The sequence below is a fragment of the Pseudomonas sp. TH10 genome (assembly GCF_016651255.1).
In the GTDB taxonomy this organism is placed as follows: Bacteria; Pseudomonadota; Gammaproteobacteria; order Pseudomonadales; family Pseudomonadaceae; genus Aquipseudomonas.
In genome coordinates this window covers 1-16042 of the sequence record NZ_JAEKEG010000057.1, presented here as the reverse complement: position 1 = coordinate 16042, position 16042 = coordinate 1, and the positions used below count along the sequence as shown (strand labels likewise).

General features: G+C 60.5%; 16 protein-coding genes and 2 pseudogenes. 6 read left to right on the top strand and 12 right to left on the bottom strand.

Annotated elements, in window-relative coordinates; all coding sequences use genetic code 11:
- Positions 1-3: 3 nt before the first annotated feature.
- From JFT80_RS08920 to JFT80_RS08905, 4 genes and pseudogenes are all read right to left on the bottom strand, one after another.
- A pseudogene (locus tag JFT80_RS08920) lies at positions 4-1142 on the bottom strand (homoserine O-acetyltransferase).
- 194 nt (positions 1143-1336) lie between these two features.
- On the bottom strand, positions 1337-1927 hold the full coding sequence (locus tag JFT80_RS08915) for a YggT family protein (RefSeq protein WP_201147628.1): 591 nt from the start codon (positions 1925-1927) through the stop codon (positions 1337-1339).
- Positions 1928-1937: 10 nt separating this feature from the next.
- On the bottom strand, positions 1938-2756 hold the full coding sequence (proC, locus tag JFT80_RS08910; RefSeq protein WP_201147627.1) for a pyrroline-5-carboxylate reductase: 819 nt from the start codon (positions 2754-2756) through the stop codon (positions 1938-1940).
- 24 nt (positions 2757-2780) lie between these two features.
- Positions 2781-3473, bottom strand: coding sequence for a YggS family pyridoxal phosphate-dependent enzyme (locus tag JFT80_RS08905; protein WP_201147626.1), 693 nt, complete (start codon positions 3471-3473; stop codon positions 2781-2783).
- A 56-nt stretch (positions 3474-3529) separates the two neighbouring features.
- On the opposite strand from JFT80_RS08905, the gene JFT80_RS08900 reads away from it, so the two are divergent.
- Positions 3530-4564 carry a type IV pilus twitching motility protein PilT gene (locus JFT80_RS08900; protein WP_201147625.1) on the top strand — a complete coding sequence of 345 codons (1035 nt, stop codon included), beginning with the start codon at positions 3530-3532 and terminating at the stop codon, positions 4562-4564.
- A gap of 131 nt (positions 4565-4695) precedes the next feature.
- Here JFT80_RS08900 and JFT80_RS08895 read toward each other — a convergent pair whose 3' ends face one another.
- On the bottom strand, positions 4696-5319 hold the full coding sequence (locus tag JFT80_RS08895; RefSeq protein WP_201147624.1) for a C40 family peptidase: 624 nt from the start codon (positions 5317-5319) through the stop codon (positions 4696-4698).
- Positions 5320-5570: 251 nt separating this feature from the next.
- Between JFT80_RS08895 and JFT80_RS08890 the strand changes: the two genes are divergently transcribed.
- Positions 5571-5990 carry a TM2 domain-containing protein gene (locus tag JFT80_RS08890; RefSeq protein WP_122841145.1) on the top strand — a complete coding sequence of 140 codons (420 nt, stop codon included), beginning with the start codon at positions 5571-5573 and terminating at the stop codon, positions 5988-5990.
- 87 nt (positions 5991-6077) lie between these two features.
- Here the strand turns inward: JFT80_RS08890 and JFT80_RS08885 are convergent, their stop codons facing one another.
- The 7 genes and pseudogenes from JFT80_RS08885 to gshB form a co-directional block, all read right to left on the bottom strand.
- Entirely contained in the window at positions 6078-7349 is a 1272-nt protein-coding gene (locus tag JFT80_RS08885; protein WP_201147623.1) for a dihydroorotase, read from the bottom strand.
- A pseudogene (locus tag JFT80_RS08880) lies at positions 7346-8348 on the bottom strand (aspartate carbamoyltransferase catalytic subunit). Before JFT80_RS08880 ends, JFT80_RS08885 begins: the two are co-directional and overlap by 4 nt.
- 27 nt (positions 8349-8375) lie before the next feature.
- Complete coding sequence (gene pyrR, locus JFT80_RS08875) at positions 8376-8882, bottom strand: bifunctional pyr operon transcriptional regulator/uracil phosphoribosyltransferase PyrR (protein ID WP_034153653.1); 507 nt, start codon at positions 8880-8882, stop codon at positions 8376-8378.
- Between the two features lie 97 nt (positions 8883-8979).
- Positions 8980-9417 (bottom strand): Holliday junction resolvase RuvX, encoded by a 438-nt coding sequence (ruvX, locus tag JFT80_RS08870; protein ID WP_007913667.1) that lies wholly within the window; start codon positions 9415-9417, stop codon positions 8980-8982.
- A complete protein-coding gene (locus JFT80_RS08865; protein ID WP_201147622.1) occupies positions 9417-9989 on the bottom strand; it encodes a YqgE/AlgH family protein in 573 nt (190 codons plus the stop codon). The genes ruvX and JFT80_RS08865 overlap by 1 nt, the downstream gene beginning before the upstream one ends.
- A 190-nt stretch (positions 9990-10179) precedes the next feature.
- On the bottom strand, positions 10180-11079 hold the full coding sequence (locus JFT80_RS08860; protein WP_201147621.1) for an energy transducer TonB: 900 nt from the start codon (positions 11077-11079) through the stop codon (positions 10180-10182).
- 117 nt (positions 11080-11196) lie between these two features.
- On the bottom strand, positions 11197-12153 hold the full coding sequence (gshB, locus tag JFT80_RS08855) for a glutathione synthase (protein ID WP_201147620.1): 957 nt from the start codon (positions 12151-12153) through the stop codon (positions 11197-11199).
- A gap of 347 nt (positions 12154-12500) precedes the next feature.
- On the opposite strand from gshB, the gene pilG reads away from it, so the two are divergent.
- From pilG to JFT80_RS08835, 4 genes are all read left to right on the top strand, one after another.
- Complete coding sequence (gene pilG / locus JFT80_RS08850; RefSeq protein ID WP_007913673.1) at positions 12501-12905, top strand: twitching motility response regulator PilG; 405 nt, start codon at positions 12501-12503, stop codon at positions 12903-12905.
- A gap of 60 nt (positions 12906-12965) precedes the next feature.
- Positions 12966-13331, top strand: a complete 366-nt coding sequence (gene pilH, locus JFT80_RS08845) for a twitching motility response regulator PilH (RefSeq protein ID WP_007913674.1) — start codon at positions 12966-12968, stop codon at positions 13329-13331.
- A 10-nt stretch (positions 13332-13341) separates the two neighbouring features.
- The gene (locus JFT80_RS08840; RefSeq protein WP_122841152.1) at positions 13342-13875 is read left to right on the top strand and encodes a chemotaxis protein CheW; all 534 of its coding nucleotides are present in this window, start codon (positions 13342-13344) and stop codon (positions 13873-13875) included.
- A 62-nt stretch (positions 13876-13937) separates the two neighbouring features.
- The gene (locus tag JFT80_RS08835) at positions 13938-15998 is read left to right on the top strand and encodes a methyl-accepting chemotaxis protein (RefSeq protein WP_201147619.1); all 2061 of its coding nucleotides are present in this window, start codon (positions 13938-13940) and stop codon (positions 15996-15998) included.
- Positions 15999-16042 lie beyond the last annotated feature (44 nt).

The following is a 16042-nucleotide window of genomic DNA, read 5'->3' as shown; positions in this document are numbered from 1 at the left end:
TTCTCACAACGTGATGCGGTTCATGTAATTGCCGAACGCCTGCAAGTAGCGCGGGATCGGAATCAGGAAGGCGTCGTGGCCCTGCGGTGCGTCGATTTCCAGATAGCTGACGTCTTTCTTGGCGGCCATCAGCGCATCCACCAGCTCCCGCGAGCGGGCAGGGAGAAGCGCCAGTCGGTGGTGAACGACATCACGCAGAATTTGGCCTGGGCGTTGGCGAAGGTTTTCGCCAGGTCGTCGTCGAAGTTCGCCGCCGGATCGAAGTAATCCAGCGCCTTGGTCATCAACAGATAGGTGTTGGCGTCGAAGCGTCCAGAGAACTCTTCGCCCTGATAACGCAGGTAGCTTTCGACCTGGAACTCGACACTGTGAAAGTCATAGTTGAGCTTTTCGCTCTTCAGGCCACGGCCGAATTTCTCGCCCATGGAGTCGTCGGACAGGTAGGTGATGTGCCCGACCATGCGCGCCAGCATCAAGCCACGCTTGGGGATCACGCCCGCTTCCTGGAACGAACCGCCGTGGAATTCCGGGTCGGTCAGGATGGCCTGGCGCGCCACTTCGTTGAACGCGATGTTCTGTGCCGACAACTTGGGGGCTGAGGCGATTGCCAGGCAGTGCCGGATGCGATCGGGGTAGGTAATGCTCCATTGCATCGCCTGCATGCCGCCCAGGCTGCCGCCGATCACGGCGGCCCATTGGTTGATGCCGAGCACGTCCGCCAGGCGTGCCTGGCTGTGCACCCAATCCTCCACCGTGAGCACCGGGAAGTCGGCTCCAAATGGCTTGCCGGTCTCCGGGTTGATGCTGCTCGGGCCGGTGGAGCCATTGCAGCCGCCCAGGTTGTTCAGGCTGACGACAAAAAATTTAGTCGTATCAATGGGCTTGCCGGGGCCGATGCAACTGTCCCACCATCCGGGTTTGCGGTCGTCGGGGCTGTGGAAACCGGCGGCGTGGTGGTGCCCGGACAAGGCGTGGCAGATCAGCACGGCGTTGCTCGCCTGTGCGTTGAGCGTGCCGTAGGTTTCGTAGATCAGGTCATAGGCGGGCAGCGAACGGCCACAGGCCAGGGCCAGCGGTTCACTGAAGTGCGCCACTTGCGGCGTCACCAGGCCAACAGAATCGGCGGGAAAGGCAGTTGGCATCGACCCTGCTCTCGTTGAAATGAGGCGTAAGTCTAAAGACCGGGGGGGTTAGCGGCAAGCAAAGGCCGGGGCTGTTTGTTACTTGTCATACCGAGGCGTGGCCATCGCGGGCAAAGCCTTGCTCCCACAAGTCGGCACTTTACCTGTGGGAGCGGGCTTGCTCGCGAAGAACGATACTGCAGTGAGCCTGGGAGTTAGATGAGCAAGCGCAGGATCTGCGGCATCATCGTCATCTCGGCCAGGTTGTTGATGACCAGCATGTCGATCAGCTTCAACGCCAGAAACGCGAAGATCGGCGACAAGTCCAGCCCACCGAGGTTCGGCAGAAACTTGCGGAACGGTGCAAGGGCCGGTTCGCAGATCTGGTTGACCAGCTCGGCGCCAGGGTTGTGGCTACCCGGTGCAACCCACGAGAGGATCACGCTGATGATCAGGGCGAAGAAGAAAATCTTCAGGAACAGCGCGGTCACGCCGATCAGCGACCAGATCAGCAGTTGCAGCGGGTTGCCGGTCGTGCCGTAGGTCAGCAGCAGTGTCAGCGCCATCAGTGCCAATTGCACCAGGATCGCCAGCACCAGGGACGACATGTCCAGGCCGAACATGCTCGGGATGATCCGACGCAGTGGCTTGAGCAGCGGTTGTGTCGCCTTGACCACAAACTGGCACAACGGGTTGTAGAAGTTCGCCCGCACCAACTGCAGGACGAAGCGCAGCAGCACAATCAGCAGGTACAGACTGCCGAGGGTTTGCAGCACGTAAACCGCTGCGGTGTTCAATCCAATCATGTAAGGCTCCTTATTTGCCCAGTTGTTCGGCCATTTCGGCCGAGCGGTGCGCGGCGGCGCCGAGTGCGGTTTCGACCAGGGCTTCGAAGCCATTGGCCTGGAATGATTTGATTGCGGCTTCCGTGGTACCTGCAGGGGAAGTCACGCGGCGACGCAATTCAGCCGCGTCGACGTCACTGGCAACCGCCATGTGTGCAGCGCCCAACGCCGTTTGCATGGTCAGTTGAGCGGCGATATCTGCTGGCAGGCCGAGTTTGACGCCAGCGGCGGTCATGGCCTCGATCAGCAGGAAGAAGTACGCCGGGCCGGAACCCGACACGGCAGTGACCGCGTCCAGTTGCTGCTCTTCGTTCAGCCACAGGGCGATACCAACGGCGGACAGCAACTCTTCGGCTTGCTGACGCTGTTCGGCGGTCACTTCGTGGGTCGCGTACAAGCCGCTGACGCCTTGGCGCAGCAGCGCCGGCGTGTTCGGCATGCAGCGCACGATTGGCTGCTCGCCAAGCCAGGCCGTCATGCTTGCGCAGGTGATGCCGGCGGCGATCGACACCACCAGTTGGTTCGGCTTCAGGTTCGGGCGAATCGCTTCGCACACGGCTTTCATGGCTTGTGGCTTGACCGCCAGGACGACCACGTCGGCGTCTTTGATGGCCTCGGCGTTGTCGGCAAATACAGCAATGCCGTGTTCAGCGGCGACCTTGGCGCGGGTTTCTTCGCCCGGATCGCTGGCACGGATGTGTGCAGCTTCCAGACCTTTGGCGCGCAGGCCGCCGATCAAACTGGCTGCCATGTTGCCCGCACCGATAAACGCAATACGTGTGTTGCTCATGTGTGGTCCTTACAAAGAGAGCCATCAAGGCTGCATTGGTTGAGAGCCGCGCGCACCAAACAGGGCCGTACCGATACGCACCCAGGTGGCGCCTTGGGCAATGGCCGACTCAAGGTCGTGGCTCATGCCCATGGAAAGTGTGTCGAGCGGCAGGTTCAAACTGGCTTGCAGTTGCTGTACGGCAGCAAAGGCGGCGTCCTGGGCGGCGCGATCTTCAGTTGGCTCGGGAATCGCCATCAATCCGCGCAAGCGGATGCGCGGCAATTGGCTGATGGCTTGCGCCAGCGCCGGCAGATCTTCAGGGGTACAGCCGGATTTGCTGGCTTCACCGCTGACGTTGACCTGGATGCAGATATTCAGTGGAGGCAAATCGGCCGGGCGCTGTTCGGACAGACGTTGGGCGATTTTCAGGCGATCCACGGAATGCACCCATTCAAAATGCTCGGCAATGGCACGAGTCTTGTTCGATTGAATGGGGCCGATGAAGTGCCAGATCAAGGGCAGGTCAGCCAGTTCGAGCTGTTTACCCAAGGCTTCCTGCAGGTAGTTCTCGCCAAAGTCGCGCAAACCGGCGGCATAGGCTTCGCGCAGGGCCTCGGCGGGTTTGGTCTTGCTCACGGCGAGCAACTTGACGCTGTTTTCAGGACGGTGTGCGGCTTGGGTCGCGGTCTGGATGCGCGAACCAACGTGGAAAATGTTGTCTGCTATCGTGGACATCAAGAGGCGCCGGCGGTCTGAAGGTTCGCGGCATTCTACTGGAATTGGGGAACGCTATGGATATCACTGAACTGCTGGCCTTCAGCGCCAAACAAGGCGCTTCCGACCTGCATCTGTCGGCCGGTCTGCCACCGATGATCCGCGTCGATGGCGATGTACGGCGGATCAATCTGCCGCCGCTGGATCACAAGCAAGTGCACGAACTGATCTACGACATCATGAACGACACCCAGCGGGTCGACTTCGAGAAACATCTGGAAACCGACTTTTCTTTCGAAGTCCCCGGTGTCGCCCGCTTCCGGGTCAATGTCTTTAACCAGAACCGTGGCGCCGGGGCAGTGTTTCGGACCATTCCGTCAAAAGTGCTGAGCATGGAAGACCTCGCCATGGGCGACGTTTTCCGCAAGATCACCGACGCGCCGCGCGGGCTGGTGCTGGTTACCGGGCCGACCGGCTCCGGCAAGTCGACCACACTGGCGGCGATGATCGACTACCTCAACAGCCACCGGCATCACCACATCCTGACCATTGAAGATCCGATCGAATTCGTGCACGAATCGCGCAAATGCCTGATCAATCAGCGTGAAGTCCACCGCGATACCCGCAGTTTCGCCACCGCGCTGCGTTCGGCGCTGCGCGAAGACCCGGACGTGATTCTGGTGGGTGAGATGCGTGACCTGGAAACCATTCGCCTGGCACTGACCGCCGCCGAGACCGGGCATCTGGTATTCGGCACGCTGCACACCACTTCGGCGGCGAAAACCATCGACCGGGTGGTCGACGTATTTCCTGGTGACGAAAAATCGATGGTCCGTTCGATGCTCTCGGAATCGTTGCTGGCGGTGGTCTCGCAGACGCTGATCAAAAAGATCGGCGGTGGCCGAGTCGCAGCACACGAAATCATGCTCGGCACCTCGGCGATCCGTAATCTGATCCGCGAGGACAAGGTGGCTCAAATGTATTCGGCGATTCAGACCGGCGGCTCGCTGGGCATGCAAACCCTCGATATGTGCCTGAAGGATCTGGTCACCAAGGGATTGATCAGCCGCGAACATGCGCGGGAGAAAGCACGAACGCCGGACAATTTCTGAGGGAGATCGGTGGCGCTATCAAGTATGCCATCGCGAGCAGGCTCGCTCCCACAGGGGAATGCATTCCAATGTGGGAGCGAGCCTGCTCGCGATAGGGCCGTAATGTCCGGCGAAGATGTCGTGCTTTCAGATCAGCGCTGAACCACGCGCAATTGCTTGCTGGCCGGTTCCTTCGGCAATACGCGCTTGGCGACTACGTAGTGCTTTTCCCAGTACGGCTTGTTCAGGGTGTCGATGCTTACCGACTTGCCGCGACGCGGCGCGTGGATGAAGCGGTCGTTGCCCAGGTAGATCGCAACATGATTGACCCGACGGCTCTTGATGTTGAAGAAGATCAGGTCGCCGGGCTTGAGATCCTTGCGCTCGACCTTCTCGCCATGACCGCTGGCCATGGCATTGGAAGTGCGTGGCAGGTCGAACGTGGCGTCGTTGAACGCGTATTTGACCAGGCCGCTGCAATCGAAGCCTTTACTTGGGCTGCTACCGCCCCAACGATAAGGTGTACCGAGGACGTTTACCGCGCGGCTGAGGACGTTGCTGCTTTCCTTGCTCGCCATCGGTGGCACCAGCTTGCCGTGGCTCTTGCTGCTCAGCGTGGTGGTTTTGCTTTTGCTGCTTTTGCTCGAAGGGGCAGAAGCATGGGATTTAGGGGTGAAACCGTTGACGTTGGGAAGACGTTGCTCACGATTGGTGGCGTGGGCGGCCAGTGGCATTAATAGGCAGATGGTTAGCCATGTCTTGAAAAATGGTCGCATTAGGCGTGGCTCTTATGTGTTAGCGCGCAACTTTATAACAGCTTTTTTGTCTGTTCCGAGGCCGTTGGTCGATTCGCAAAAGTCTCAAAGGGAACCAAATTGGCGACAGATGTACGCGGCTCGTCAGGCAAATGCCTTATGCGACAAGACTTTAGAGAACGGCAGGATAACATTTGCCATTTGTCGGCCACGCGTAAAAAAGTCACAAAGAATTAAAGAATATTTATCTATCGTGTGAATCGAGGTCATTCATGAATACCTATCAACACCCTGTTCCGCATCAGGACACCCATAGCAAGCTCATTGGCTACCTGCTGTGGATCCTCGGATTTACCGGTGCTCACCGCTTTTATTACGGCAAGCCGGTGACCGGGACGATCTGGTTCTTCACCTTCGGTTTGCTGGGTATCGGTTGGCTGATCGACCTGTTCCTGATCCCGGCCATGGATCGCGAGGCAGACCTGCGCTTCACCGCTGGGCCGATCGAATACAACGTCGCGTGGATTCTGCTGACCTTCCTGGGCGTGTTCGGTGTACACCGCATGTACCAGGGGAAATGGATCAGCGGGTTGCTGTACCTGGTGACGGGCGGGTTGTTCTTCCTGGGGGTGCTGTATGACTTCTGGACGTTGAATGACCAGGTTTCCGTGCGTAACGCGCAGAGCCGTTAAGCAAGATCAAAAGATCGCAGGCTTCGCCAGCTCCTACACTGGGATATGCGTTTCCCTGTAGGAGCTGCCGCAGGCTGCGATCTTTTTTCAGGCCTGGTGGCTGATCCGTCCATCCACCAGGGTGTACCGCACCACACTCGGCAGGCTGTGGCCAATGAACGGGCAGTTCTCGCCTTTGGACAGCCAGTTTTCACCGGCTACGGTCGAGGCCGCCGGATCGAACAACACGATATCCGCCGCACCCCCTACCACCAGCTTGCCTGCCGGCAGGCGCAACGCCTCGGCGGGGCCCGCGCTCAGTCGCGCCAGCAGTGTCGGCAGGTCGAGCAACCCATCCTCCACTAACGTCATGGCCAGCGGCAGCAGCAGTTCGACGCTGCTGATGCCCGGTTCGGTCGCGCCGAACGGCGCCAGTTTGGCATCGCGCTCGTGGGGCTGGTGGTGGCTGGAGATGGCTGACACCACGCCAGACTTCACCGCCTCGCGCAGGCCGTCGCGGTCAGCACGGGTGCGCAGCGGCGGCTGGACGTGATAGAGGCTGCTGAAGTCGATCAGCGCTTCATCCGTCAGGATCAACTGATACAGGGCCACATCGGCGGTCACCTGCAAACCACGGGCCTGAGCCTGAGCAATCAGCGCCACACCGCGAGCGCTGGTCAGTTGGCTGAAATGTGCGCGCACGCCGGTTTGCTCGACCAGCAGCAGATCACGAGCCAGCGCCACGGTTTCAGCCGTTTCCGGAATCCCCGGCAGACCGAGGAAGCTGGCCACCGCGCCTTCGTGAGCCAAGCCACCCTCAGCCAGATCGTGGTCCTGCGAGTTGAAAATCACCGTCAGATCGAAGGTCGCCGCATATTCCAGCGCCCGGCACAGGGTGCGGGTGTTGCGGAAACTCTCCAGACCGTTGCCGAACGCCACACAACCGGCGTCGCGCAGGGCCACAAGCTCCGCCAGTTGCTCGCCGTCCAAACCTTTGCTCAGCGCGCCAATCGGAAACACCTTGGTGTTGCCGGCTTCACGGGCGCGGTCGAGGATCAGCTCGGCCACGGCCGAGGTGTCGAGCACCGGTTTGGTTTTCGGCGGGCAGCACAGGCTGGTCACACCGCCAGCGGCCGCTGCTCGGGTTTCGCTGACGATCGACCCTTTGCGGCTGTAGCCCGGCTCGCGCAGGGCCACGTTCAGGTCGACGAGGCCCGGTGCGGCGACAAGGCCTTGGGCGTCGATGGTTTCCACTGCCGTGAAACCCGCTGGGGCCGCGCCGAGGGCGACGATCTTGCAGGCTTCAACGTGAATGTCGGTGATTTGATCCAGGCCGCTGCTTGGATCGATGACGCGTGCGCCGAGAATGCTGAGCTTCACTGGGCGTTCTCCTGCTCGAATTGACGCTGCGCGGTTTGTCCGCTCATGGCCATGGACAACACAGCCATACGAATCGCGATCCCGTAGGTCACCTGGTTGAGGATGACCGAGTGCGGACCATCGGCCACTGCAGACTCGATTTCCACTCCGCGATTGATCGGGCCCGGGTGCATGACAATGCAATCGGGCTTGGCGCCGGCGAGGCGTGCGGTCGTCAGGCCGAACAGGCGGTAGAACTCGCCCTCGCTCGGCAGCAGGCCGCCAGTCATGCGCTCTCGCTGCAGGCGCAGCATGATCACCACGTCGACGTCTTTCAGGCCTTCGGTCATGTCGGTGTAGACCTTCACGCCGTACTGCTCGATGCCGATCGGCAACAGGGTTTTCGGCGCGATCACGCGGATGTCCGGGCAGCCGAGAGTCTTCAGGGCAAGCATGTTCGAGCGCGCTACCCGCGAATGCAGGATGTCGCCGACGATGGCCACCGAGAGGTTTTCGAAACTGCCCTTGTGCCGACGGATGGTGAGCATGTCGAGCATGCCCTGCGTCGGGTGAGCGTGACGGCCGTCGCCGCCGTTGATGATCGCCACTTGCGGGCAAACATGTTCGGCGATGAAGTGTGCGGCGCCGGAATCACCGTGGCGCACGACGAACATGTCAGCAGCCATGGCTTCGAGGTTGCGCAAGGTGTCGAGCAGCGTTTCACCTTTACTCGCCGACGAAGTCGACACGTTCAGGGTGATCACGTCCGCCGACAGCCGCTGAGCGGCCAGTTCGAAGGTGGTGCGGGTACGGGTAGAGTTCTCGAAAAACACGTTGCACACGGTCTTGCCGCGCAGCAGCGGGACTTTTTACCGCCCGGGCGCCGACTTCCAGGAACGAGTCGGCAGTGTCGAGGATTTCCGTCAGCAACTCGCGGCGCAAACCGTCGAGCGAGAGGAAGTGGCGCAGCTGGCCCTGATCATTGAGCTGCAGCGGGCGCTTGGTATCTAGAGGCGTCATCGCGAGGGGGACTCTCAATAGGGCGGATTAAAGGTTGAAGTCTTGCAGTTCGAGCGTCAGCGGCTCGGGGCCGGACAGCTTCACCCGTTCGTGAGCGGCCAGCGACAGGGTCGCGCCGACCACGTTCGGGCGGATCGGAAGTTCGCCGGCGTCCAGATCCAGCAGGCAGACCAGCGTCACGCTGGCCGGGCGGCCGTAGTCGAACAATTCGTTCATGGCGGCGCGGATGGTGCGGCCGCTCATCAGCACGTCATCGATCAGCACCAGATGCTGGCCTTCGATCTCGAACGGCAGGGCGGACGGCCGTACTTGCGGGTGCAGACCGTTCTGGCTGAAGTCGTCGCGGTAGAAGGACACATCCAGCGTGCCCAGCGGCGCGTCGCTGCCCAGTTCCTTGAGCAGTGCCTGCGCGACCCAGATGCCGCCAGTGCGAATGCCGATGTAACGCGGTTCAGTGATTTCACGCTGGGCAAGGTGCGCCTTGAGGCGGGTCGCCATCTGGCTGATCAGATCGGCGGGATTGGGCAGGCTCATGGTTGCTCCTTCTTGGGCCCGGGCCAGATTCTGCTTGAGCAATGGCCCGGGTTGCAGCTTAGAGAGTCGCGTGGCGGCTCTTCAGGATAGGGTGTGATCAGGATTCGAACAGTGCGGTATTTTCATCGAGCCAGCCCTGCAACAGCAGAGCGGCGGCGATGGCATCGACCGGGTTGTCGCGGTAACTGCCTTTTTGCCCGCCACGCACCAGACGCTCGCCCTTGGCCTCGAAAGTGGTCAGGCGTTCGTCGTGGGTATAGAAGGGCACGTTGAAGCGGCCATTGAGGCGGCGGGCGAATTTCTCGGCGCGCAGGCACATTTCGCTCGGCGTGCCGTCCATGTTCAGCGGCAGGCCGACGACGACGGCGTCGGGCTTCCATTCCTTGAACAGCGCTTCAACCTGATTCCAGTCGGGAATGCCGTTTTGCGCTTTCAGGGTGCACAGCTCGCGGGCCTGGCCGGTAATCACCTGGCCGACCGCGACGCCGATCTGTTTGGTGCCGTAGTCGAAGCCGAGAATCAGGCGCAGGGCCATCAGGCGTGCCCCGCCTGGCTGGTCAGCAGGCTGAGGTTGATCCCCAGGTGCCTGGCCGCGGCCTCGAGGCGCAGTTCGCTGCTGGTGTTGAACAGGATGTCGGCGTCGTACGGGCAGGTCAGCCAGGCGTTGTCGGCCATTTCGGCTTCGAGTTGCCCGGCTTCCCAACCGGCGTAGCCGAGGGCGATCAGGCTTTTTGCCGGGCCGACGCCGTCCGCGATGGCGAACAGCACGTCTTGCGAGGTCGACAGAGCCAGATCACCGTCCAGTTGCGCAGTGGCCTGGAAAGTCTTGCCCGCCGGGTGCAACACAAAACCGCGATCGGTCTGCACCGGGCCGCCGATGAAGATCGGCACATGCTGGCAGAGGGCCGGCGGATCGATGTCCGGGCGCAATTGCTCAAGAATGTCGGCCAGATTCAGCTCTTGCGGTCGGTTGACCACCAGCCCCATAGCGCCATTGGCCGTGTGCTCGACGATGTAGGTCAAGGTGTGGGCAAAGTTCGGGTCGGCCATGTGTGGCATGGCGATCAGGAATTGATGCTTGAGGTAGCTGGGGCTGACGTTTTTCATGTGCGCTAGTGTGGCGTTCGGGGGGCGAACTGACAAGCTGGAGATGCACAGGAAATACCGCAAATCTCGACAACCACTGCCCCTGTAGGAGCGAGCTTGCTCGAGAAACCCGAGAGCGCCGTGGGGTGTCTATTTTTCAGCGTTATCGTTGACGACCATCGCGAGCGAGCTCGCTCCTACAGGATGGGGGTCAATTGCTGGAGAGCTTGTCGCCGCGGGCGAATTTCCAGGTGCGGATGATTTCCAGTCGGTCGATATCCGACAAGTCCCCGGTAAACGGGGCAAACGGCGCCGCCAGTCGGACAATGCGCTGCGCTGCCTGATCCAGCAACGGCTGACCGGAAGACTCCAGCACCAGCACTTCATACAGCGAGCCGTCGCGGTTGATCGAAACCATCAGGCGCAAATTGCCGTAGATCTGCTTGCGCCGAGCCTCTTCGGGGTAATTGAGGTTGCCGATGCGCTCGACCTTCTTGCGCCAATCGTCTTTGTACCAGGCGCCCTTGTCGCGCATGGTCGACGCCGCGCTCAAACGGTGAATGCGCGGGCGTTTGGCGTACAGCTGTTGTTCCTTGGCCAGTTCGGCTTCGAGGCTGGCGATGTCGCTGGACAGCTGCGAGCTGTCGAACGTCGGCGCGGCCACCTTGGGTTTGGCATCGACCTTGGGCGCCTCGGTTTTTGCCGGTGCTTTCTTCGGTTTCGGCGCAACCGTGGTCACTGCGGCCTTGGGCGGCGCTTCCTGGACTTGCGGCTTGGCGGCCGGCGGCGGCGTGACTTTCTTGACCTTGTTGTCCTGGAAGGGCGCGACCTCGGTGGTCTTGGGGATCGCCTTTTTATCCAGGGTGCCACTGCCCTGCTGGTGTTCCTGGGCGAGAAAGTCTGCCTTCTCCGGCTTCTTTTCGCTCTTGAAGGTGGCGAGGGTAATTTCCAGGGTTTTGCTGATCTGCTTGGGCTCGACCATCGTGAAGCCGACGCCCAGCAGCAGCGCCAAATGAATCAGCGCCGCGAGAAACAGGGTAAATCCGAGGCGATCGGCCGGGCGCACGCCACGATGGGCGAGTTCAACGGGCAGATCGGACGGGAGGGTCATGACAGAAAAACCAACATCGCGTTTTTACGGGCTCGGCATGATAACGCAATGTTGGTTTTTAGCTGCAAGCTTCAAGTGGCAAGCGACAGGCTGCATTGAGCGAATCTCACTTGCAGCTTATGGCTTGCTCTGCAACTTCTTCTCGATTGCGTCCATCAGCAGGCCGCCAATGTCGGTGCCGAAGGCATTATCGATCTCGCGGATGCAGGTCGGGCTGGTGACGTTGATTTCCGTCAGGTGCTCGCCAATCACGTCCAGGCCGACGAACAGCAGGCCTTTTTCGCGCAGTGTCGGGCCGACCTGAGCGGCGATCCAGCGATCCTTGTCGGTCAATGGGCGGGCTTCGCCACGACCGCCAGCCGCGAGATTGCCGCGGGTTTCACCGGCGGCCGGAATCCGCGCCAGGCAGTAATCCACCGGCTCGCCGTCGATCATCAGAATACGTTTGTCGCCGTCCTTGATCGCCGGCAGGTAAGCCTGGCCCATGATCTGCTGGCCACCGAGGGCGGTCAGGGTTTCGAGGATCACCGACAGGTTCGGATCACCGGCACGATGACGGAAGATCGACGTGCCGCCCATGCCGTCCAGCGGCTTGAGGATCACATCGCCGTGTTTCGCGGCAAATTCACGCAATACGTCGGCGCGACGGCTGACCACGGTTGGCGGGGTGCACTGGGGAAACAGTGTGGCGAACAGCTTTTCATTGCAGTCGCGCAGGCTCTGCGGTTTGTTGACGACCAGCACGCCGGCGCGCTCGGCTTGCTCCAGCAGGTAGGTGGAGTAGACAAATTCCATGTCGAACGGTGGATCCTTGCGCATCAGGATCACGTCCAGATCGCTCAGCAGGTTGTCCTGCTCGGCGTCCAGTTCGAACCATTTTTCCGGGTTGGCGAAGACTTTCAGCGGACGCATGCGCGCCCGTGCCTGACCTTCGCCCTGATACAGGTCGCGCTGTTCCATATAGAACAGTTCCCAGCCGCGCTTTTGCGCAGCCAGCAGCATGGCCAGCGAGCTATCCTTTTTATAGGAGATGCTGGCGATAGGGTCCATGACAATCCCGACGCGAACGCTCATTGGGTTTTCCTCGAATGGGTGGGTTGTCTCGATCCCTGCAGGAGCGAGCTCGCTCGCGATAAACCTGACAACATCGCAGGGTGTCAGGATAACCACGTAATCGTTGACGACCTTCGCGAGCAAGCCCGCTCCCGCAATTGAATCGGGCCACAGGGCTCTATAAAAGTGGCGTCAGATTGGCTCGGGGTGTGTTTGCGGTCAAGGAAAAACCACCGTGCCAGTCACCCGATAGATTGGATTTGGAGACTGTGCTAAAAAGGCTTGGCCCTTTAACATCAAGGGTTTCGAGCCCTGGAAGATCCGGAAACGGACAATTTGATTCGCAAAGGCGACGGTAGAGCCCCCTTATGGAACAGCAGTCCAGCGCCTTGAAGGTCATGGTGATCGACGACTCGAAAACGATTCGTCGCACCGCCGAAACATTGTTGAAAAATGTCGGGTGCGAAGTGATCACGGCGATCGATGGTTTCGACGCGTTGGCGAAGATCGCCGACAACCACCCCGGAATCATTTTTGTCGACATCATGATGCCGCGTCTGGATGGTTATCAGACCTGCGCTTTAATCAAGAACAACAGCGCGTTCAAGGCCACACCGGTGATCATGCTGTCGTCCAGGGACGGCTTGTTCGACAAGGCCAAAGGGCGGATTGTCGGTTCTGATCAATTTTTGACCAAGCCTTTCAGCAAGGAAGAACTGCTCAACGCGATCCAGGCCCATGTTCCGGGCTTCGCCGCCGTTTTGCCGCAGTAAGACACGCACAGAGACACGCGGCCAGCGGGCCGGGCGTCGACAAGAAAAATGGGGAAAACCATGGCACGTATCCTGATCGTCGATGATTCGCCGACTGAAATGTACAAACTCACCGGCATGCTCGAAAAGCACGGCCATGAAGTGCTCAAGGCCGAAAACGGCGCCGATGGCGTGGCCCTGGCCCGTCAGGAAAAACCCGACGCGGTGCTGATGGACATCGTCATGCCCGGCCTCAATGGTTTTCAGGCCACCCGCCAGCTGACCAAGGACGCCGACACCAGCCACATCCCGGTGATCATCATCACCACCAAGGATCAGGAAACCGACAAGGTCTGGGGCACCCGTCAGGGCGCCAAGGACTACCTGACAAAACCGGTCGACGAAGACACCCTGATCAAGACCCTGAACAACGTGCTCAAAGGCTGATCATCGGGCCATGAGCGAATCGCTGACTGCCTTTGAACTGCTGCTGCAAATCGATCAGCGTTGCCGTCTGCTGGCGGCAGACCTGCCTTCCCAGCCAACCCGCCAGGACAGCTGGAGCGGCATCGGTTTTCGATTGGGCGAGCACTGGTACGTCGCGCCCATGGGCGAGATCAGTGAAGTCTTGCACGAACCACGATTCACCCAGTTGCCCGGGGTTAAACCCTGGGTCAAGGGCGTGGCCAACCTGCGGGGGCGCTTGCTGCCGATCATGGATGTCTGCGGCTTCTTCGGCCTGGAACTGTCGGCGGTGCGCAAGCAGCGTCGGGTGTTGGTGGTGGAACACAACGAGGTGTTTGCCGGGTTGATGGTCGACGAAGTTTACGGTCTGCAGCATTTTGCCCAGGGCAGTCTGGAGCCGGTGGATAACGTGAGCGGGCCGATCGCGCCGTTCATCAAGGGCCGTTTTCAGCGCGAGCAGGATTGGCAGGTGTTCAGCCCGTTTGCGCTGGCGCAGTCCCAAGGCTTTATGCACGTAGCTGTGTAACCGCAGACCCCACCAAGAGATCTGCGGTGGGTTGGTAGATGTGAGTTAACAGGCGAGGACCGATGATAAAAGCAAAAACAGGCAAGCCGGCGGAAGGATCGCGCAGTCGCTCGCAGATCATTGTGCTGTTCATCGCATTGATCGTGTTCATCATGCTGCTGTTCGCCAACTTCGCTTACCTCAATACCCAGGCGAACTATGACAAACAGTACATCGGCCATGCCGGTGAACTGCGCGTGCTCTCGCAACGCATCGCTAAAAACGCCACTGAAGCCGCCGCCGGCAAGGCTGCCGCGTTCAAACTGCTGAGTGATGCGCGCAACGATTTCGCCCAACGCTGGGGTTACCTGAAGAAGGGCGACCCGGCCACCGGACTGCCACCGGCACCCGCCACCGTGCGCCCGGAAATGCGCGCCGTGCAGCTGGATTGGGAACGCCTGCTGAAAAACACCGACGCCATTCTCTCCAGCGAACAGACCGTGCTGTCGCTGCATCAAGTCGCCGCGACGCTGGCCGAAACCGTGCCGCAGTTGCAGATCGAATACGAAAAAGTCGTCGAAATTCTTCTGCAACGTGGCGCCCCGGCCGCGCAGGTGGCGATGGCCCAGCGTCAATCGTTGCTGGCCGAACGCATTCTCGGTGCGGTCAACACCGTGCTCGCCGGTGATGAAAACTCGCAGCAAGCCGCCGATGCCTTTGGCCGCGACGCCACCCGTTTCGGCCAAGTGCTCAACGGCATGCTCCAGGGCAATCCGACGCTGAAAATCAGCCAGGTCGAAGACCACGACGCCCGCGCCCGTTTGAGTGAAATCTCCGAACTGTTCCAGTTCGTCTCCGGCTCCGTGGACGAAATCCTCGAAACCTCGCCGGAACTGTTCAAGGTGCGTGAGTCGGCCACCAATATTTTCAGCCTCTCGCAAACCCTGCTCGACGAAGCCTCACACCTGGCCAGCGGTTTCGAAAACCTCGCCGGCGGGCGCAGCACCGACACCATCGGTGGCTACGTGCTGGGCTTGCTGGCGCTGGCCTCGATCATCCTCATCGGTATGGTCATGGTTCGCGAAACCAATCGCCAGCTGCGTGAGACCGCCGAAAAGAACGAACGCAACCAGACGGCGATCATGCGTCTGCTCGACGAAATCGAAGACCTGGCAGACGGTGACCTGACGGTGACGGCCTCGGTGACGGAAGATTTCACCGGCTCCATTGCCGACTCGATCAATTATTCCGTCGACCAGCTGCGCGACCTGGTGGCAACCATCAACCTGACCGCCGGCCAGGTCGCCGCCGCCGTGCAGGAAACCCAGGCCACCGCCATGCACCTGGCGCAAGCCTCCGAGCATCAGGCGCAGCAGATATCCGAAGCTTCCACGGCCATCAACGACATGGCCCAATCCATCGACCAGGTGTCGGCCAACGCGGCCGAGTCCTCGGCGGTGGCTGAGCGGTCGGTGGAAATCGCCAACAAAGGCAACGAGGTGGTGCACAACACCATTCACGGCATGGACAACATTCGCGAGCAGATTCAGGACACCGCCAAGCGCATCAAGCGTCTGGGTGAGTCGTCGCAGGAGATCGGCGACATCGTCAGCCTGATCGACGACATTGCCGATCAGACCAACATTCTCGCCCTTAATGCCGCCATTCAAGCATCGATGGCCGGTGACGCCGGACGCGGTTTTGCCGTGGTCGCCGACGAAGTACAACGGTTGGCCGAGCGTTCATCCGCCGCCACCCGGCAGATCGAAACCCTGGTGCGGGCAATTCAGACAGACACCAACGAAGCCGTGATTTCGATGGAGCAGACCACCACCGAAGTGGTGCGCGGCGCGCGACTGGCGCAGGATGCCGGTGTGGCCCTGGAAGAAATCGAAGGCGTGTCGAAGACCCTCGCGGCGCTGATTCAAAGCATCTCCAACGCGGCGCAGCAGCAAACGTCGTCGGCCGGGCAGATCTCGCTGACGATGAACGTGATCCAGCAGATCACCTCGCAAACGTCGTCCGGCTCCACGGCCACCGCCGAGAGCATCGGCAATCTGGCAAAAATGGCCAGTCAGTTGCGCCGTTCGGTGTCTGGATTCACCTTGCCGGCAGCGTCCGCGCCGGCGACGGATAAAGTATAGGGCGTGGCAGGCGCAGGTTTTTTCCAGTGGAGTGGTTATGGGTG